This is a genomic window from Haloferax sp. Atlit-48N (genome assembly GCF_003383015.2).
In the GTDB taxonomy this organism is placed as follows: Archaea; Halobacteriota; Halobacteria; order Halobacteriales; family Haloferacaceae; genus Haloferax; species Haloferax volcanii.
In genome coordinates this window covers 13,750-32,246 of sequence record NZ_CP137693.1, presented here as the reverse complement: position 1 = coordinate 32,246, position 18,497 = coordinate 13,750, and the positions used below count along the sequence as shown (strand labels likewise).

The 18,497-nt window shown below is 64.4% G+C and carries 14 protein-coding genes; 7 read left to right on the top strand and 7 right to left on the bottom strand.

Annotated features, from left to right (window positions below; genetic code table 11):
• Positions 1-21: 21 nt before the first annotated feature.
• The gene (locus DEQ67_RS18060) at positions 22-1,782 is read right to left on the bottom strand and encodes an aldehyde ferredoxin oxidoreductase family protein (protein ID WP_115861321.1); all 1,761 of its coding nucleotides are present in this window, start codon (positions 1,780-1,782) and stop codon (positions 22-24) included.
• Between the two features lie 279 nt (positions 1,783-2,061).
• Between DEQ67_RS18060 and DEQ67_RS18055 the strand changes: the two genes are divergently transcribed.
• The gene (locus DEQ67_RS18055) at positions 2,062-3,183 is read left to right on the top strand and encodes a CobW family GTP-binding protein (protein WP_115803341.1); all 1,122 of its coding nucleotides are present in this window, start codon (positions 2,062-2,064) and stop codon (positions 3,181-3,183) included.
• Here DEQ67_RS18055 and DEQ67_RS18050 read toward each other — a convergent pair whose 3' ends face one another.
• Positions 3,184-3,345 carry a hypothetical protein gene (locus tag DEQ67_RS18050; RefSeq protein WP_004061967.1) on the bottom strand — a complete coding sequence of 54 codons (162 nt, stop codon included), beginning with the start codon at positions 3,343-3,345 and terminating at the stop codon, positions 3,184-3,186.
• Between the two features lie 80 nt (positions 3,346-3,425).
• Entirely contained in the window at positions 3,426-4,583 is a 1,158-nt protein-coding gene (locus DEQ67_RS18045) for a glutathione-independent formaldehyde dehydrogenase (RefSeq protein ID WP_115861319.1), read from the bottom strand.
• 395 nt (positions 4,584-4,978) lie between these two features.
• Between DEQ67_RS18045 and DEQ67_RS18040 the strand changes: the two genes are divergently transcribed.
• The gene (locus tag DEQ67_RS18040) at positions 4,979-5,359 is read left to right on the top strand and encodes a Rid family detoxifying hydrolase (RefSeq protein WP_115891548.1); all 381 of its coding nucleotides are present in this window, start codon (positions 4,979-4,981) and stop codon (positions 5,357-5,359) included.
• A gap of 117 nt (positions 5,360-5,476) precedes the next feature.
• On the opposite strand, the gene DEQ67_RS18035 is transcribed toward DEQ67_RS18040, so the two are convergent.
• Positions 5,477-5,752 carry a hypothetical protein gene (locus tag DEQ67_RS18035; RefSeq protein WP_004041298.1) on the bottom strand — a complete coding sequence of 92 codons (276 nt, stop codon included), beginning with the start codon at positions 5,750-5,752 and terminating at the stop codon, positions 5,477-5,479.
• Between the two features lie 270 nt (positions 5,753-6,022).
• Here DEQ67_RS18035 and DEQ67_RS18030 point away from each other — a divergent pair, with 270 nt between their 5' ends.
• The 5 genes from DEQ67_RS18030 (at position 6,023) to DEQ67_RS18010 (ending at position 16,005) form a co-directional block, all read left to right on the top strand.
• A complete protein-coding gene (locus DEQ67_RS18030; RefSeq protein ID WP_115861621.1) occupies positions 6,023-7,462 on the top strand; it encodes an NADH-ubiquinone oxidoreductase-F iron-sulfur binding region domain-containing protein in 1,440 nt (479 codons plus the stop codon).
• Positions 7,459-10,794 (top strand): formate dehydrogenase subunit alpha, encoded by a 3,336-nt coding sequence (gene fdhF, locus DEQ67_RS18025; RefSeq protein WP_115861619.1) that lies wholly within the window; start codon positions 7,459-7,461, stop codon positions 10,792-10,794. The genes DEQ67_RS18030 and fdhF overlap by 4 nt, the downstream gene beginning before the upstream one ends.
• 609 nt (positions 10,795-11,403) lie before the next feature.
• The gene (locus DEQ67_RS18020) at positions 11,404-11,610 is read left to right on the top strand and encodes a hypothetical protein (RefSeq protein WP_008605919.1); all 207 of its coding nucleotides are present in this window, start codon (positions 11,404-11,406) and stop codon (positions 11,608-11,610) included.
• A 1,446-nt stretch (positions 11,611-13,056) separates the two neighbouring features.
• Positions 13,057-14,592, top strand: coding sequence for an alpha-N-arabinofuranosidase (locus DEQ67_RS18015; RefSeq protein WP_115861617.1), 1,536 nt, complete (start codon positions 13,057-13,059; stop codon positions 14,590-14,592).
• Positions 14,593-14,670: 78 nt separating this feature from the next.
• Complete coding sequence (locus DEQ67_RS18010) at positions 14,671-16,005, top strand: sialidase family protein (protein WP_115891549.1); 1,335 nt, start codon at positions 14,671-14,673, stop codon at positions 16,003-16,005.
• 2 nt (positions 16,006-16,007) lie between these two features.
• Here the strand turns inward: DEQ67_RS18010 and DEQ67_RS18005 are convergent, their stop codons facing one another.
• From DEQ67_RS18005 to DEQ67_RS17995, 3 genes are read right to left on the bottom strand one after another with little or no spacing between them, the layout of a single operon-like run.
• Positions 16,008-16,727: a hypothetical protein gene (locus DEQ67_RS18005; protein ID WP_115803346.1), complete on the bottom strand. Its 720-nt coding sequence runs from the start codon at positions 16,725-16,727 to the stop codon at positions 16,008-16,010.
• On the bottom strand, positions 16,724-17,599 hold the full coding sequence (locus DEQ67_RS18000; protein WP_004041306.1) for a carbohydrate ABC transporter permease: 876 nt from the start codon (positions 17,597-17,599) through the stop codon (positions 16,724-16,726). Before DEQ67_RS18000 ends, DEQ67_RS18005 begins: the two co-directional genes overlap by 4 nt.
• Positions 17,592-18,467 (bottom strand): carbohydrate ABC transporter permease, encoded by an 876-nt coding sequence (locus DEQ67_RS17995; RefSeq protein ID WP_006600104.1) that lies wholly within the window; start codon positions 18,465-18,467, stop codon positions 17,592-17,594. The genes DEQ67_RS18000 and DEQ67_RS17995 overlap by 8 nt, the downstream gene beginning before the upstream one ends.
• Positions 18,468-18,497 lie beyond the last annotated feature (30 nt).

Genomic DNA, 18,497 nt, shown 5'->3' with positions numbered 1-18,497 from the left:
GTCCAGCCGTTCGTGCGGTGTTCAGTCATCGAGGGTGTCGAAGTCATCGGTGAGGGCAGCAAGTCCGAGGCGGTCGATAGTCTGCGTCGTCGGCACGCCGTCGTCGGTCCAGCCGCGGCGGCGGTAGTACGCGTCGAGCATCGAGTCGAAGTCGTCGCGGTCGACGGTCGCACCGGCCCGGGGCCCCGATTCGAGCGGCTCTTGGAGCGCGGCCGGGAGGGAATCGTCCTCGCGCGAGATGCCTTCGCGGACGTTGAACAGCCGCGTCACGTTCCAAATCCGCTCGCCGACTGTGGCGAGTCCGCCGGCGGGGTCGAGGCCGACCGATTCGAGCCACTCCCGGCCGAGGTCGTCGAGCGCGTCGCCGAAAAAGTCATCCGCGATGAGGCTCCAGAGCGTCGACCGCCGGTCCTGTTCGCGGATGACCTCCGCCGCGGTCCGGTCGGCTCCCCAGTCGCCGTCGAACACCTCGCGTTCGATGGGTCGCGCCCGCCGATGGCACGCACCCCGGTCGCTGGTCGCGTACGCGAGTGCCATGCTCTGCGCGCCGCGCGGGTCGTATGCCGGTAGCTCCATCGACTTCACCGTGGGGACGAGGTCGCGCCCGCCGAACCGCGTCGCCGCCGCCTCGACCCCGTCCGCGAGCGCGTCACCGAGCTCCGACTCGCGCTCCGCAATCTCCTGTAAGAGGGCCCGCGCGCCGTCGGGCTCACCGAACGAGAGCGAGCGGTCGAGCACGCCGGCGGCGTTGGCCTTGACCGTCCACGCGACCGCGCTTCCGGCGCTAATGAGGTCCATCCCGAGGCGGTCGCAGGTCCGTCCCAACACTGCGACGGCGTCGAAGTCGTCGATGTCGAGTCCGGCTCCGAGCGTCATCGCGGTGGCACCGCGCGGGACGTGGTCGCCGTCCTCCGTGGCCACACGATACCCGCCCGGAGTCTCCGTGTCGGCGCGTTCGCGGCCGACGGCCCGGTCTTCGACTGTCGTGATGCCCAACTCCTCAGCCGCTTCGAACTGTCCGTCGCTCCAGCCTCGCGTCGAGAGTGCACCGATCTCGTTCGCGAAATCGATCGTCTCGACGGTTCCGCTGGCCCGTAGCCACCGTCCGGTGTCGGTCTCTCGGTACTTCGCCGCGTAGGCGTCTCGCAGGTCGTCCAACCCGTCGGCGTCGGGCGGGGCTCCCCGCGCGACGACGGCCTTCAGTCGCTTCGAGCCCATCACCGCTCCCGCTCCCCCGCGGCCCGCGTGGTGGTCGCCGGCGTCGGAGGCGATGGTGGCGTATGCGACCTGTCGTTCTCCCGCGGGGCCGATACACGCGACAGCCGCGTTCGGGAACGCCCGCGCCGTGTCGACCGTCCCAGACCCCCACGTCTCGGCGGGTTCGATTGTCGCGTCCCCGTCTTCGACGACGAGGCGAACGGGTTCGGACGCGACACCCGTCACGAGCAGGCCCATGTGCGACCCGAGCGCGCCGGCCAGCGAGTCGGGGAACTCGCCCCCCGCGTACGAGTCGAGAAAACACCCCGTCAGCGGGGATTTCGTGATGGCGGCGTATCTCGACTCGCCCGGGAGATAGCCCGAAAGCGGGCCGAGCATGAACAGCATCGCGTTCTCCTCGCCGAGCGGGTCGACGCCGGCGTCGAGTTCGTCGTAGAGATAGCGGGCACCCAACCCCTTGCCGCCGACGTATCGCCGTCGCCACTTGTCCGGAATCGGCGTGCTCTCGACCGAGCCGGCGGACAAGTCGACCCGCAGGAGTCGGTCAGCGATTGGAGGTGCCATCTGATCGTTCGTCAGTACCGGCGACCAAAAAGATGTGCCGTTCTCGCGGACCGCCGAGCGAATTCGGCGTCGCGAACGCCTCCGCCAACGCCGTACTCTGCGGTTCGCTCGGTGGGTCGCGGTGCCCGACGCGAACAGACGGGAAACCATACATGACAACTACAATATATTTTGTGTTTTCACGGCGGGAGTCCGGAGCACGGCGGGTTCTGTCTCCCGTGTTGGTCGACCGACCCAGTCTTCATTACGACCACCCGCGAGGCGTCACACAGCATCGATATGTCCACAACGGAAATACCGATTACGGTCGTCAGCGGTCCGCTCGGCGCGGGGAAAACGACGCTGGTCAACCGACTCCTGAACGACCCCGGTAGCAGGGAGATTGCCGTCGTCGTCAACGACATGGGCGAACTGAACGTCGACGCGGAGTTAGTCGCGTCCGAATCGGACGACGGGGTCATCGACCTCTCGAACGGGTGTATCTGCTGTCGGCTTCAGGACGACCTCGTGACCGAAGTGACGCGGCTAGCGGAGAACCGCTCGTTCGACTATCTGCTCATCGAGGCCTCGGGAATCAGCGAACCGCTCCCGATTGCACGCACGCTGGCGAGCGAGTCGAACGAGGGCGGTCTGCCGGACCACCTCCGGTTGGACACCACGGTCTCGGTCATCGACGCCTACGGGTTTTGGAAGGCGTTCGACCCGGCGGAATCGCTTCCGGACGCCGCCCCCGACCCGGAGCGCCCGTTGACGGAGGTGCTCGTCGAGCAAGTCGAGTTCTGCGACGTGCTGTTGCTGAACAAGTGCGATATGGTCCCCGACGACGCGTTGGACGCCGTCGAAGCCGAGATTCGGGAACTCCAGCCGCGCGCGAGCATCCGCCGGACGACGTACAGCGACGTCGACCCGACGCGGGTTCTCGACACGGGGCGCTTCGATTTCGAGGCGGCGAAGCGCCATCAGGGTTGGAAGCAGGCCCTCGCGAGCGACGGGGTCGAGGCGGACCACGGCCACGACCACGACCATATCCACGACGAGGGTGTCTCGGCAGCGACGGCCCACGGCGTCGAGTCCTTCGTCTACCGTCGAGACCGTCCGTTCCACCCGCAGCGCCTCGACGCGTGGCTCGACGACTGGCGGGGGAACGTCGTCCGCGCGAAGGGGTTCGCGTGGGTCGCGAGTCGTCCCGAGACGGTTCTCGGCGTGAGTCAGGCGGGGCCGTCGGTGCAGGCCGGCCCCATCGGTCGGTGGGGAGACGATACCCCCCAGACGCGACTCGTGTTCATCGGCCGCGACCTCGACGAGGACGCAGTGACCCGAGAACTCGACGAGTGCCTGGCGACGACGGACGAGCGAGAGGCGGCGTATCCGGACGACCCGTTTCCCCGCGAGTCCGCCTGACTAGGCCGCGCCGAGGTCGACCTCGTCTCGGAGTTCGTCCCACGATTCGTGGAAGCCGTAGGTCGACTCCGACTCACCGCCGATGACCGTCTGATACACCTCGTCGTACTCCAACAACTGCGTCCAGCCGTCGTGGTACCGGTAACTGCAGTACTGACACATAGAACGGGATACCGGGCAAACCGGCAAAGGAGTATCGGTGGGAACCGAGTTGGGAGCGGGAGACTCCGCTGCCCCTAGTCCTAGGGTTCCAGCAGGACCTTCGTGACGCCCTCTTCGCGGTTGTCGAACTTCTCGTACATCTCGGGCGCGTCTTCGAGGTCGACGCGGTGGGAGACGACCCAACTCGGGTCGGCGCGTCCCTCGATTATCATGTCGCGGAGCTTACGGTTGTACTCCTTGACGTTACACTGGCCGGTGCCGAGGGCTTGCCCCTTCTCGAACAGGAGGCCGAAGTCGATGCCGAGGCGACCCTGCGCGGCCATCTCGTCGGGCGCGCCGGGGTCGTCGGGGACGTAGAGACCGGGGATACCGAGTTCGCCGGTCGGTCGGACCGTCCGAATGAGGTTGTTGATGACGACGGCCGGGTTCTCCCGGGCGGGGTCGTACGCGGAGTCGGCTTCCTTCTCCGGGTCGATGGCCTGGTAGCCGACCGCGTCGACGCCTTTGTCGACGCCGCCGCCGTGAATCTCTTTGATCTGTTCGACGGGGTCGCCCTCCTCGAAGTTGATGGGCGTGGCGTCACAGTGTTCCTCGGCGAGCGCGAGGCGACTGGGAACGCGGTCGACGACGTAAATCTCGGCCGCGCCCTTGAGTTTGGCGCTGTAAGCGGCCATCAGGCCGACCGGACCCGCCCCGTAGATGGCGACGGAGTCACCGGATTCGAGGTTGGCGAGTTCCGTGCCGTGCCAGCCCGTCGGGAAGATGTCCGCGAGCAGCGCGAACGAGTCCTCGTGTTCCCGTCCGTCCGGCAGTTTGAGCGCGTTGAAGTCGGCGTACGGGATGCGGAGCTTCTCGGCCTGCCCACCCTGATAAGGGCCCATGGCGACGTAGCCGTACGCTCCCCCGGCGAAGCCCGGATTCACGTTCGTACAGAAGCCGGTGTAGCCGTTCTCACAGTTCTCACAGAAGCCACAGGCGACGTTGAACGGCGCGACGACGCGGTCGCCCACTTCGAGACTGCTGACGGCATCGCCGACCTCTTCGACGATACCCATATTCTCGTGGCCGAACACGATTCCCGGCTCCGCGGCCGTCCGCCCCTCGTACATGTGCAGGTCGGACCCGCAGATACAGGTCGTCGTGATGTCGATGACGACGTCGTTCGGGTGTTGAATCTGGGGCTCTTCGACCGCTTCGACTGCGACCTCTCGTTCGCCTTTGTAGACGACTGCGTCCATAGACATTGTGTGGACTCCACTCGACATCTGCGAACAGTCACTATTTATAGCTCGGGTGGGCTCTATTTTGACATAATCTGACACGTTACGGTTGGGTAGAGTGGCGTAGCGCATTCTCAAACTACCAGATAGGTTACTAGCTGTGTTCTCTCACGTCGTACTCTCTGGAGGACACACCCGAACGACCCGGTTCCGCATCGCAGTCGCCGGTCCCGGCCACGCTCGGCGCTCCCTGCCGGACCGTCCGGTGACGCACCACTCCCCGGCCGCCGAACGGTCGTCGTCAACTCGCGCGTGCGCCGAGACATTCCACAAACGCTCCGGTTTCTTACACGACGTGTGGCGGCTTCCGTCCCCGAACTGGATTTAATAGGAACCGCCCGGAAGGTCCGGCTATGAAGCGCACGATTAGCACTTCGGACGCTCCGGCGGCTGTTGGCGCGTACAGCCAAGCGACGACGAACGGCAAACTACTTCTCACCGCGGGACAGCTCCCGCTGACGCCCGACGGTGAGCTACTCGACGACGCCTCGGTCGGTGACCAGACGGAGCAGTGTCTCGAAAACGTGGCGGCGATTCTCGCCGCCGAGGACGCGTCCTTAGACGACGTGCTCAAAACGACCGTCTTCCTCGACGACATCGACGACTTCGAGGAGTTCAACGAGGTGTACGGCGAGTTCTTCGACGAAGACCCGCCGGCTCGGAGCGCGGTCGAAGTCGGCAACGTGCCGAAAGGAGCCGCGATAGAAATCGAAGCGGTCGCGGTGACCGAATAAGCGAACCGCCGCTGACCTCTGACGGGCGCTCGACGGACCCCGACGCGCCCGGTATTTTTCGAGCCGACACGTCCCGACGAGAATGCGTTTCCGAGCAGTCGGTGCTATAATCGTCGGCTATTCCAATCGCATGTTTTCGGCTCGCTCGGCCGCGAGGTCGGTAATCTCCTCGATGTCGCTCTCGGAGCGGTCCGCGAGGACGCGAACCAACATTCCGAGTTGGACGGCCGCCGTCTCGCGTAACTCCGACGCCTCTTCGGTGTCGTTGGCGAAGTAGTACTCCTGTCGACCGTCGTCGTGGACGAGTCCGGTGTACACGGACTGGATGTCGTCTTCGCGAGTCGCGTCGGCCGCCTTCGCTCGCACGTCGTCGAACCGTGGGTTCGTCATCATCACGGTAGACGACGCGTCGCCGCCTTAGCTCTTTGCTCCGCTCGCTGTCCCGTCTGGAGCGGTCACCCGTCTCCCGCCCACTCGCGCTCGCACCGACTTCGTGTTCGGCTTCCCGAACGCCTCGAAATCGCACTCCGACGCGAGTGGGTTGGGGTGATTTTTTAACCCCGCCGTGTCTCTTCATCTGTGAGAATGAGTCGCACAGGAAACGCAGTCCGGTCGCCGGTACTTCGGGTCTCGGGAGCCGGGCGGACGGAGCGCGGAGCGCGTGTGTTGAGCGCCGCACGTCGCACCGCCGACTCCGTCACGGTCCTCCGAACGGGACCCACCGGAATCAGCGAGTACGACCCGTTGGTTCTCGCGACCGACGCGGGGCGGACCGCGTTCTTCCCGACCGCGGAGACATCGAGAGTCCGAGACCTCGTCACCGCCATGGAAGACGGGGAGTTACCGACGGACGGTGCTGCGGCAGTCGTCGACCACGACGCCGAGCGGACGACGCTGCCAGTTCCGACCGACGGGCCGCTCGCGGTGGGAACGCGGCGCGTCCTCGGCCCCTGTGGGTGGCTCGACCCGCTGGACCCGACAGCGTATCAGTTTCACTCGCTCGATAGGGACGCGAGCGCCGTCGCGGACGCCGGGCTCGTCGGTCGAGGTAGATGCGACGCCGCCGCCGACGAACCGGTCGCAGACGCTTGGCGACGCGCACGAGAAACCGACGGCGACCCGGTCGTCGTCGTGAACGCGAACGACGCGGACGACCGCCAGCGCGCGGACCGAACGCTCCTCGCCGGGTCGCCGATGTCGGTGCTCGACGGCGTGGCGGCCGTCACCGAGTACCTCGGCACGACCGACGCGGTCATCCACGTCGCCGAGACCGACACCGAACTGCAAGCACATCTTCGGGAGGCTATCGACGCCGCCGCGGACGAACTCCCGGTCGTGCCGGTCGTCGTCACCGGTCCCGACGAGTACCGCACCGGCGAACCGACGGCGGCGCTGGAAGCGATAGAGGGGGCGGACAGAATCGAGCCCCGTCTCCAGCCGCCGACGCCGGCCGAGTACGGGCTCTACGGTCGCCCGACGGTCATCCACACGCCGCGGACCTTCGCCCGGGTACGGCTCGCGCTCGCGGACCCAGAGGGCACCGATAGAGACGCCGCATCGACGACGCGACTCCTGACCGTCACCGGCGACGTAGCCGCGCCCGCGACGATAGAGGTCGGCGCGGACGCCCGCCTCTCGACGGTTCGGAACGCCGTCGAACTGGAGGGGTCGTTCAAGATGGCCTGCGTCGGCGGGGTGTTCGGCGGTCTCACCCGGACGTTGGACGTCGCACCGACCGCGGCCGAACTGACCGCGGCCGGCCTCGGAACGGAAGGCGTCGTCGAACTGTTGAACGACGAGCGGTGTGCGGTCGCGACTGCCGGAGAGCGGGCGCGCTTTGCCTCGGAAGCCAACAGCGGGCGGTGCGTACCGGGACGGGAGGGAACCGTCCAACTCACCGAACTGCTGCGAGCGGTCTACCGAGGCTCGTTCGACCGAGCGAAGATACGCGAACTCGGTCGGGTCATGTCCCGGTCGAGCAACTGCCTGCTTGGCGCTCATGCACCGCGTCCGGTGCTGACCGCGATGGACGAGTTCGAATCGAGTTTCGAAGCACACGCCGACGGCCGCTGTCCGAGCGGCACCTGTTCTGACAAACTATGAGCACTGACGACCCACTCCCGGGCGTTCCGGAGATAGACGACCCGCAGCACGAGACGCCGGTCACGGCGGAGTTCGAGACCGGGACCGCGAACGACCCGCCCGTCGGAACCGACGGCGAGGCCCCGACGACACTCAGCGTCGACGGCACACAGGTCACCGTCCCGCCGGGGTCGACCGTCATCGACGCCATGCAAGCCGTCGACGACGAGGTCGTGAGCGTGGACCCCGGCGCCGACAGCCTCGACGAGGACGCCGACGTGCCGGCGCTCTGCTACTACGACCGCGGGGGCGACGCGAGCGACGAAATCGGCCCTCGGAGCGAGTGTCGAACCTGCATGGTCGAGACCGACGAACACGGGGTCGTCCCCTCCTGTTCGTTCCCGGCCACCGACGGGCTGACGGTCGAGACCGACACGTCCGCCGCCGAGGAATCCCGGAGCGTCAACCTCGACCTCGTCCTCTCCAACCACAATCTACGCTGTACGACCTGTAACGGGAACGGTCGGTGTGAACTCCAGGAGACGGCCGTCAGCGAGGGGGTCGACCACCCGCGCTACGGCGTCTTCGACGACCGCAGCGAGTACGAACCGCTCGACGACAGCTCCTCGTTCATCCAAATCGACCGCAACAAGTGTATCCTCTGTAACCGGTGCGTCGAGGGCTGTAACGACGTGCAGGTCGAAGGCGTCCTCCGTATCGAGGGCTCCGGGGAGGACACCCGCATCGGCTTCCAGTCCGACGCCGAGACGATGGCGGATTCCGACTGCGTCTCCTGCGGGCACTGTGCCACGGTCTGTCCGACCGGTGCCCTGACCGAGAAAGACATCGGTGGCGCGGGGACGCTCCCGCTTCCGGGGTTCACGCAACGGAACTCCGTCGGGCGAGTCATCGAACACGAGGATGTCGAGACCCTCGACGACACGACGGCACCCAACCGCTCGCCGGACCCCGGCAGTTCTGGGACCGCTGGGGGCGAAGCCGAGTCGGGACGGGCGGGACGGGAGAAACGGAGCGGCGTCGCCCGATACATGGCCCAGAGCAAGCGCCGAGCGTCCGACTTCCTCGAAACATACGGCCGGAAGGCCATGCTCGCGGGCGAACACACCGCCGAGAACCTCGCGGCGCGGACGCTGCCGGAGGGCCGACTGTTCGATGTCGCGTCGCTCGTCAGCGACTACCGGCTGGGCAACCTCGACAAAGCGGAGACGACCTGCGGGTTCTGCGCGGTCGGCTGTCGGTTCGAGATGTGGGGCAAAGACGGGGACGCCATCGGCGTCCAACCCGTCGACGACCCGGACAACGCCCCGGCGAACAACTTCTCGACGTGCGTGAAAGGAAAGTTCGGCCACGACTTTGCCAACAGCGAAAACCGGCTCACGAAGCCCCTGATTCGAAACGAAGACGGCGAGTTCGAGGCGGCCTCGTGGGACGAGGCGCTCGACTACGTCGCCGGCCGACTCCGCGAGATTCAGGACGAACACGGCGTCGACGCGGTCAGTTGCCTCGCGTCGTCGAAGGGGAGCAACGAGGAGGCGTATCTCGTCCAGAAGTTCGCGCGGCAGGTGCTCGGCACGAAGAACATCGACAACTGCGCCCGGCTCTGTCACTCGTCGACGGTGGCGGCGCTCCAACAGACGCTCGGCTACGGCGCGATGACGAACCGCATCAACGAGGACATCGGCGAGGCCGACGCCTACCTCATCAGCGGGTCGAACACGACCGAGTCGCATCCGGTGTTGGCGACTCGCATCAAGCAGAACGTCCGCGACGGGGCCGACCTCGTGGTGTTCGACCCCCGGAAAATCGGCATCGCCGAGCACGCCGACCAGTACACGAGAACGACGCCCGGCTACGACGTGGCGTGGCTCAACGGACTCATCCGATATCTCATCGAGCACGACCTGCACGACGAGGAGTTTATCGAACGGAATACGAAAGGGTTCGCGGAGGTCAAACGGAAAGTTCAGGCGTTCACCCCCGAGAAAGTCGAGGAGCTGGCCGGCGTCTCGCCCGACGAACTGAAGTCGGCCGCCGAGACGCTCGCCGACGCCGAGAACGTCGTCTTCGGCTGGGCGATGGGGATGACCCAATCCAGCCACGGGACGGAGAATCTCCTCGCGATGGCCGACCTCGCGCTCACCCTCGGGCAGGTCGGGAAACCGGGCGCCGGACTGTCGCCCTTCCGCGGCCAGAACAACGTGCAGGGCGGCGGCGGCGACATGGGGACCCTGCCCGGGAGCCTCCCCGGCTACCAGGACCCGGCCGACGACGAGGTCGGCGAGAAATTCGCCGAGGTGTGGGGCGAGCGTCCACCGGCTGAACCCGGCCTCAAAGTGCCGGAGATGCTTTCGGAGGCCCACGAGGGCAATCTCCGCGGGATGTACATCGTCGGGGAGAACCCCGCGCTCTCTGAGCCAGACATCCAGCACGCCGGCGAGGCGCTCGAAAGCTTAGACTTCCTCGTCGTTCAGGATATCTTCATGACGGAGACCGCAGAGCACGCGGACGTGATTCTGCCGGCGGCGACCTCGCCGGAGAAACACGGCACGTTCACCAACACCGAGCGTCGGGTCCAGCGGGTTCGAGCGTCCGCGGAGCCGCCGGGAAAGGCGCGCCAGGACTGGGAAATCACGCAGGAGCTGGCGGCCAGACTGGGCTACGACTGGGGCTACGACCACCCGCGGGAAGTCATGGACGAGATTAGCGAGTTGACGCCCATCTACGGCGGCGTCAGCTACGAGCGACTCGATTCGGGCGACGAGCACGGACTCCAGTGGCCGTGCTGGGACGACGACCACCCCGGTACGCCGTATCTCTACGACTACGAGGGGGGGAACTTCAACTTCGACGACGGGCTGGCCCGCTTCGTGCCGGCGGACGGCGGCCACCCCGGCGAACTCCCCGACGAGGAGTACCCCCTCACGCTCACGTCCGGGCGGGTCCTCTACCACTGGCACACCGGACAGATTACCCGACGCGTCGAGGGCCTCATGAGCCACGTCGGCGAGAGCTTCATCGAAATCAACCCGACGACCGCCGCGGAACTCGACGTTTCGGACGGCGAGTACGTCAGGGTCGAGTCCCGGCGTGGCGACATCGTCGTCAAGGCGACCGTGACCGACCGCGTCGGCGACGGGACGCTGTTCATCCCGATGCACTTCGCGGCCGGTGCGGTCAACAAACTCACGCAGGAAGTCTTCGACCCGCAGGCCGGCATTCCGGAGTTCAAAGTGTCGAGCGTGCGCGTGGAACCGCTCGGCCCGGACGCCGACCCGGACGTGCTGCGGACCCCGGACGCCGGCGCTGGGAGCGCCGCACGCGGCGACGACTGACCCACGGGGCGCTACGTTTCGCTGTACTCCTCTCCGGAGTGAACTGACTGCCCCTGCAAGCGTGTCTGTGACGGAACTCCTGTCTGTACTCCGTTTCGGCCCGCGAGCGAGGGTCGACAACGTCTATACATCGTATATCGCTATATCCATTTCCCGCTTCACTCACAGTTTCGGAGGGTAGTTCTGGAACCGGCGTCTCACGTCAGAACTGAACGGCGAGGCTGCTATATACAAGCGAGATAGCGGACGTATCGGTCATTCGAGGCGTGTAGGTGACCATCCGTTTGTATCTCTATTAGGTGAGCTCTGGTGTTCGTTCTTGCTCTGGTCTCCTTTCCTCACACTCAAGAGTAAATACCGACTGGCTACACAGCGGGTCCACGAGTAAATCGAGCGGATATCGGACTCTCGAACCGTTTGTAGCGGGATTTAGTTCGAACTGAGCGATTCTTCCCCTGCTTCTCATTAGGGGAATCGGTTTGATACGTTCTTGCAGCGTTATCTGGTGTGCATTAGCTGAGTAGTGTCGGGTGCATACTACCCGTGTCTATTCTCTGGCAACTACGTCCTAACCGATGCGAATTTGGGGATTCACCGACGAGTTCGGATATGGAGTTACGAAAGTTGGTCTCCGATTACCTTCCAAACGCCGTAGTTGCTGCGACCATATTCACAATCTACAACACCTACACTGGCGATACTGCCGACCCAGTCACGATTGGTGTCGAGTTCATCTTCTCCATTATTGCAATCTTCATCGGATTTATTGTTATCACTCCGATTTTGAACAAGACATTCGATAGCGTTAGAAGATGAATACCCGTACATCTTCTCTATTAAACGGCTGATTTTCCGTACCGACGCTGCAAATAAGTCACGCAGCAAAATCAGCCTCCGAGATTGTGTTCACACATCGTTGTGACTCCTCTTCCGGCGCTGCGGTCCGCGGCCGCGATTCAGCTAAGCGGTGTGGTTGGTCGGTTATCGGTTCGGCTGTCTGTTCAATCTGCTCCCCGCGGAAGGACGTACCCACACGAGTCGCAGACGAAGGCGATGTCGTAAAACGAATCGTAGATGGCGAGACTGTGACTGCACTTTGGGCAACGCATGCGTTTCGTGTAACCATTCGATAGTCACTTAACCCTTACCACGACGATTGTCGTATCGCTCGAAGAGTAGTTGCGTTCAGTCCCGATATTAATATTTGCAGAGACGAAAAAATTAATGTCGAACTCAGTCGTCAAGCCATATGGTCGATAGCGCAACCGACCAAGAGACTAACGTATCAGTCATGTCACAGACGTGGTGATATGCGCAGGGTCGGTCTGTCCCGACCGAAGCTCATGAACACCTGACAGCACTCCACGTCGAGCTCAGCACACCACCCGCTGCCATCATTTTTTGGAACGTCGTACCGGTTCCAGCACCGACGCTATACTGAGGTCGAACCCTTGTGCGCGCTCGCAACCGACCGGGTCGCAGACCAGTTGGTCGCCTGACTCACCTGAGTTCACGATGACGGCTCCGTCCCGTTTGCCCCAGCCGGTCTGCTGTTTTCGATACCAGAAACACGGGGCTCCTTCCCCGATGTGTGAATTGAAACGTACGCGTGTCGCGTCCTTGAGTCGGTCAAAACGCTCTCCACGGACAAAAGCCCGACCGCAACCGCCTGTCAGCGCTCCAGAAACCATCCGCGTTACAGTCTGGAGACGGCTGCGTGACTGAGATACGGTTTTCGCGAGCGCGGATGCGCCATCGACATCGACGAGTCCCTGCGGATTCTCGGTGCGTCAACCTCTGAACGTCTCCGCGACGTTCCGTGAACGGCTCGTATCTCGCGTCGGCTCGTCGCTCGGTGAGGATAGATTTCACGAGGAGTCCGCTGGATGTCTCCGAGAACGACGACTGTCGTCGAACTACCCATCCGCGACGATGGTTCCCGGTTATTTGCCGCTATTCACTATGCTGGAACAACACGTCGGGTCCCTCGAAACCGGCCGAGCAGACCGGTTTCGGAGAGTATCCACTTTGGGCGCCACGGAGATTACATATTTACCTTTGTAATTGTAATGCGTGGAACGACGTTAGCTAGTTCTGAAATAGGGAACCTTGGTGCGGTTGCACCGAACGCGTCTCTCACCGACTTGCGCTCACAACGCTTGACGCGGGTTCATCGCTTATCCGGACCGTTCCACAGCGCATCTCGTGTAAGCAGGGAACAAGGCACAATAGTTATCTAACCGGGTACTGATGGGAGAACGTATGCAGAGTGAAGTACGCGTTAGCAGTCACGAGCCGATAGACCGTATCTCGGAGAACATCTACGGCCACTTCGCCGAACACCTCGGACGCTGTATCTACGGCGGTCTCTGGGTCGGTGACGACGACAGAGTCGAGACCGAAGACGGCATCCGAATGGACACCGTCTCGCTGCTCCGCGGACTGAACATGCCGGTGCTTCGCTGGCCGGGTGGCTGTTTCGCCGACGACTACCACTGGGAAGACGGCGTCGGCCCGCGCGACGAGCGTCCCCGACGGCGGAATCTGTGGTGGACCCAGGGGCGCGAAAACATCCCCGAGGAGTCCAACGAGTTCGGGACGGACGAGTTCCTCCGCCTCTGCCAACTCCTCGATACCGACCCGTACATCGCGGTCAACGTCGGGTCGTCGACGCCGCAGGAGGCGCTCGACTGGATCGAATACTGCAACTACGGCGGCGACACGGAACTCGCTAACAGACGGCGAGAGAACGGCCAAGAAGAGCCGTACGGGGTGAAGTACTGGGGCATCGGGAACGAAAACTGGGGCTGTGGCGGCCGGTTCGCACCCGACGAGTACGCCGACGAATACCGCCGGTTCGCGAACTACTTCAACGGCTTCGACAAGCTGATGAACGAGGAGTCGACGGAGTTCATCGCGTGCGGACACCTCACGGACGACTGGAACAAGGTCTTCTTCGACAGCCTCAACGGCGGCATGGAGTACGGTCCGGGCTCGTTCCTCGGCATGGGGTCGCCGTTCAACCTGATGGACCACTTCTCCGTCCACCGCTACTATCAGGCGGGCGGTGACACCGACTTCACCGACGAGCAGTACTACAAGATTTTCGCGCGCGCACAGAAGGTCGGCGGGGACATCGACCGAGCCGCCGAGACGATTTCGCAGTACGTTCCGGAGGACGAAATCGGCATCATCGTCGACGAGTGGGGCGTGTGGCATCCGGAGGCGCGGAGCGACAACGGACTGGAGCAGGAGAACACGGTTCGGGACGCGCTGACGACCGCCGGCGTCCTCGACCTCATCCACGAGCGGGCCGACGTCGTCTCGATGGCGAACATCGCACAGCTCGTCAACGTCTTGCAGTGTCTCGTCCAGACCGACGAAGAGGACGCGTGGCGGACGCCGACGTATCGCGTCTTCGACCTGTACGAGAACCACGTCGGCCGGACGGCGCTCGAAACGAGCGTCGACACGGAACAGCGCACTATCGAAGGCGAAGAAAACGACGTACCGATGGTCTCGGCATCGGCCTCTGAGGGCGACGGTGAACTGTTCGTCACGGCCTCGAACCGCCGCCACGACGAACCGGAGACGCTCACCGTCGACGTCGGGTCGTCGGCGTACTCGGTGTCGTCGGCGACCGTTCTCTTCGAAGGCAACGACATCCGAGAGTACTCGACGAAGGAGAACGCGGACTCGTTCGAAGCCGATGTCTTGGACGTCACCGACGAGGGCGACGGCACGGTCACGTTCGACGCGCCGCCGGCGTCCGTCGTCGGTCTGACGCTGACCGAGTAACCGCGCCGCCACCGTTCTATTTTGAGCTGACGGCGGAGGTACAGTTATTGTAGTCCCGTGTTAACATGCGGCTGCGTCATGAGCGAACGCAATTCAAGCCGCCAGCATAGCCGCCGGAAGTACCTCGCCGCGGTCGGCGCTGCCGGGGTCGCAGCGGTCGGGTCAACCGGCGTTATCGCGGGCCGCGGACGCGACGACGAACAGACAGACGTCGAAGGGACGCTGTACTCGCCCCCGTCGGGCGCGCCCGCTCCCGGGTCGCTGTATCCCCGCGTCACGCGACTGAAACGCGGGTCGGGGAAAGGCGGCGAGAAGCAGTTGCTCGCGACGTTCGAGTACTATCCGTCGATGAGCGGCGGGTCGAAGCCGTACTTCCCCGTCTACCGAAGCACCGACGGGGGAGAGACTTGGTCGAAGTTCTCCGAGATTCACGACACGAGCGGGAAGGACTGGGGGCTTCGATACCAGCCGACCCTGTTTGAACTCCCGCACGCCGTCGGTCCGTGGCCGGCCGGGACGGTCCTCGCCGCCGGGAACTCCATTCCGATCCTCGACGACCCCGAAGACGTCCCCGAAGGTGAGGTCGGCCAACTCGGTGAGACGAGCATCGACCTGTACGCCAGCACCGACCGCGGGGAGTCCTGGGAGTTCGTGAGCACCGTCGTCACGGGCGGCAAAGCCGTCCCTTACGACGGGAACAGCCCCGTCTGGGAGCCGGAGTTGGGGCTGGACGACGACGGAAACCTCGTCTGTTACTTCGCCGACGAGCGGATGGGGAGCGACGACGACTACAATCAGTTGGTCGCGTACAAGGCCTCGGAGGACGGCGGCCAGTCGTGGGGCGACGAGCAGTTCGTCGCGGCCATCCCGGACGAGACGACGCGCCCGGGGATGCCCACCGTCACCCCGCTCCCCAACGGCACGTACGTGATGAGCTACGAGGTCATCGGGCCGGACTACCTGTACGGCGAGGTCCACGTCAAGACCTCGCCCGACGGGCGGGAGTGGGGCGACCCGACGGACGTGGGGACCCTCGTCTCGACGGCCGACGGTCGGCGGTTCATCAACGGCCCGTACGTGACGTGGACACGGGCCGGCGGCAAAGACGGAACGATACTCGTGTCCGGAAAACAGCTCGTCGACGGGAACCGCGACCTCGCGGAGGGGAACGGCGAGGTCGTGCTCGCGAACTCGAACCTCGACGGGAGCGGCGACTGGGAGGCGGTCGACGCCCCGCTGTCGTTCGAGACGGAGGGCGACCTCGGCGGTCGGGCGTTCGTCGGGTGGACGACACCGCTGCTGCCCTCGCGCCACGGGGACGAACTACTGCAACTCACGTCGGTCGCGGACGGCCCGAATCTCTGTGAAATCAGTTACGGCATCCAGTCGCTACCCCTCGACGACGGGACGTAGCGTCACCGTCGAAACGTCGCGGAGAACTCGTTTTTCGGACTCTCACCGGAGACTGGACGGTCGGTCGGCGCGGTCGCGTCGGCTGTGTCGGCCGCGTCGGCCGCATCCTCTTCTCGGTCGCGCGTTTGGGCGGCCAGTTCCGTGTGGAACGCGGCCGCGAGCGCGGGAAACACGAGCGGGAGTGCGACCGTCAAGACCAGACATACGACGAACAGCGTCGCGGTCACGACGCCGACCAGCACCGTCGCCACCGGCCGCTCGACGGACCACCGGTAGCCGTCGGTGACGGCGTCGAACGCGTCGTCGCCCTGCGCGAGCGCGACGAAGCCCAGCGCGAAGACGACCCACGCGTGATACGCGAGATAGAACCCGACCATCCCGAGGAGGCCCGCGAACGCCGACCCGGAGGCGGAGAACCGGCCGAGATAGAAGACGGCGAGCGCCGGGAACGCGACCAGGAGTCCGCTGAACAGGAGCGCGTCGAGCCAGTGGTCCGAAAGCGTCTCTCTGACGGCGTCGCGGTCGACGTGGCCATGTTCGCGGACGGAAGCGACGGCGCCGTAGACGCCCAACGTCGCCGGCCCGATTGTGACCAGCGGGACCGATGCGAGCACCCACGCGACGCTGATAGCGACCATCCGAACGGGGTGATGGAACACCGTTCGGACCGCGGCGACGAGCGCGCGGTGGACGCCGACGGTCCCGTCCGCTGACTCGCTCATCCCGTCGCGCCCTGCATCTGCACTGCTCGCACGATCTGTCCCTGGAAGATGAGGTAGATGATGAACAGCGGCAAGGACCCCAGAATCGCGACCGCCATGTGGAGTCCCGGCGTGTCGATGTTCCCCTGATAGAGGTTCACCAGTCCGATGGGAAGCGTGTACGCCGTCTCGTTCGACAGCACGAGGAGGGGCCAGAGGAACGCGTTCCAGTTGTAGACGAACATGAACAGCGCCAGCGCCGAGAGAATCGGCTTCGCGAGCGGGAGGATGATTCGGGTGTACACCTGGAAGGTGGTGAACCCGTCGAGCCTCGCCGCCTCCTCGTACTCGGCCGGGATGTCCTTGAAGAACTGGTAGAGGAGGAACACGCCGAGCGGGCTGGCCACGGCCGGCAGTATCACACCCCAGTAGGTGTTGATGAGGCCGAGGTCCGAGACGATCTGGTACAGCGGGACGATGTTCATGTAGTACGGGACCATGAAGCTCGCGAGGATAACACCCATGACCAGCCCTTGACCGGGCCAGTCGAGCCGCGTGAGCGAAAAGGCGATCATCGAGTCGATGACGACGATGAGCAGCGTCGCTCCGGCGGCGATGATGAACGTGTTGATGGTCCACTCGACGACGAGCGTGTTGTTCAGGAGGTACTGGTAGTGTTCGAGCGTTATCGGCTCGCCCGCGAGCGGCGGTATCCAGTACGGTCGCGGGTCGCGCAACAGCTCGGTCGGCTGGAAGGACCGAGAGAGCGTGTACAGGTACGGGACCGCCATGAGAACGGCGAGGCCGTAGAGGAACGCGTGGAGCAACACGTTCCGAACCGTGTCGCCGTCGAGCCGTGCTCGTATCGAGTCCTGCGATGTCGTTTCAGTCATTTGAATCACCGATTACTTTGAAGTTCACGATTGCGATGACGATGAGGATGGCGACCAGCACGTACCCCATCGCCGCGCCGTAGCCGAACTGCTGTTGGGAGAAGGCGCTCCGGTAGAGATAGTAGACGAGCGTATCGGAGGTGTCCTTCGGGCCGCCCTGCGTCATCACGTACGGTTGTGCGAACACCTGGAACTGGAGGATGAACTGCACCATCACCACGAACACGACCGAGTTTCGCATCTGGGGCAGCGTGATATCCTTGAAGGCTCGCCAGCCGGTCGCGCCGTCGAGCCGAGCGGCCTCGTACAGCCGTTCGGGGATGCTCTGTCGGGCCGCCAGGAAAATGACGAAGTTGAACCCGACCAGCCACCAGACGGTCATGAACGCGAGCGCCGCCATGACGAGGTCCGGCGACGTGAGCCACCCCGGCGGGTTGTCGATGAAGAACCCGAGGTAGTAGTTTATCAGGCCGTAGCTCTGGGAGTACACCTGTCCCCACACCAGCGTCACGACCGCGACGGTGAGGACGTACGGACTGAAGTAGATGGCCCGAAGGGTTCGTTTCCCGGCCACGTCCCGGTTTACGCCGAGTGCCATTACCAAGCCGAGGATGACCAGCGCCGGAACCGAGATAGCGACGAAGAGGAGCGTTCCCTCCATCGCGTTGTAAAACACGGGGTCCTGAAACAGTTCCACGTAGTTCTGGAGGCCGACCCACTCCGTCTCGGTGAGGTCGAACTTGTTCGGGTACGTGTGGAGGCTCATGTAGAGCCCCTTCAGGGCCGGCCAGATGAGGAACACCGTGAACACGGCGAGGTACGGAAGCGACCAGACGATGCCCTCGATGGTCTCCTTCCGCAGACCCATAACGGTCTTGCTGTTCGCCGCGGTCTCACC

Bases quoted from the DNA above. Each gene is read 5' to 3' on its own strand.
- DEQ67_RS18060 (WP_115861321.1), bottom strand. From the start codon at position 1,782: ATGGCACCTCCAATCGCTGACCGACTCCTGCGGGTCGACTTGTCCGCC.
- DEQ67_RS18055 (WP_115803341.1), top strand. From the start codon at position 2,062: ATGTCCACAACGGAAATACCGATTACGGTCGTCAGCGGTCCGCTCGGC.
- DEQ67_RS18050 (WP_004061967.1), bottom strand. From the start codon at position 3,345: ATGTGTCAGTACTGCAGTTACCGGTACCACGACGGCTGGACGCAGTTG.
- DEQ67_RS18045 (WP_115861319.1), bottom strand. From the start codon at position 4,583: ATGGACGCAGTCGTCTACAAAGGCGAACGAGAGGTCGCAGTCGAAGCG.
- DEQ67_RS18040 (WP_115891548.1), top strand. From the start codon at position 4,979: ATGAAGCGCACGATTAGCACTTCGGACGCTCCGGCGGCTGTTGGCGCG.
- DEQ67_RS18035 (WP_004041298.1), bottom strand. From the start codon at position 5,752: ATGATGACGAACCCACGGTTCGACGACGTGCGAGCGAAGGCGGCCGAC.
- fdhF (WP_115861619.1), top strand. From the start codon at position 7,459: ATGAGCACTGACGACCCACTCCCGGGCGTTCCGGAGATAGACGACCCG.
- DEQ67_RS18020 (WP_008605919.1), top strand. From the start codon at position 11,404: ATGGAGTTACGAAAGTTGGTCTCCGATTACCTTCCAAACGCCGTAGTT.
- DEQ67_RS18015 (WP_115861617.1), top strand. From the start codon at position 13,057: ATGCAGAGTGAAGTACGCGTTAGCAGTCACGAGCCGATAGACCGTATC.
- DEQ67_RS18010 (WP_115891549.1), top strand. From the start codon at position 14,671: ATGAGCGAACGCAATTCAAGCCGCCAGCATAGCCGCCGGAAGTACCTC.
- DEQ67_RS18005 (WP_115803346.1), bottom strand. From the start codon at position 16,727: ATGAGCGAGTCAGCGGACGGGACCGTCGGCGTCCACCGCGCGCTCGTC.
- DEQ67_RS18000 (WP_004041306.1), bottom strand. From the start codon at position 17,599: ATGACTGAAACGACATCGCAGGACTCGATACGAGCACGGCTCGACGGC.
- DEQ67_RS17995 (WP_006600104.1), bottom strand. From the start codon at position 18,467: ATGGGTCTGCGGAAGGAGACCATCGAGGGCATCGTCTGGTCGCTTCCG.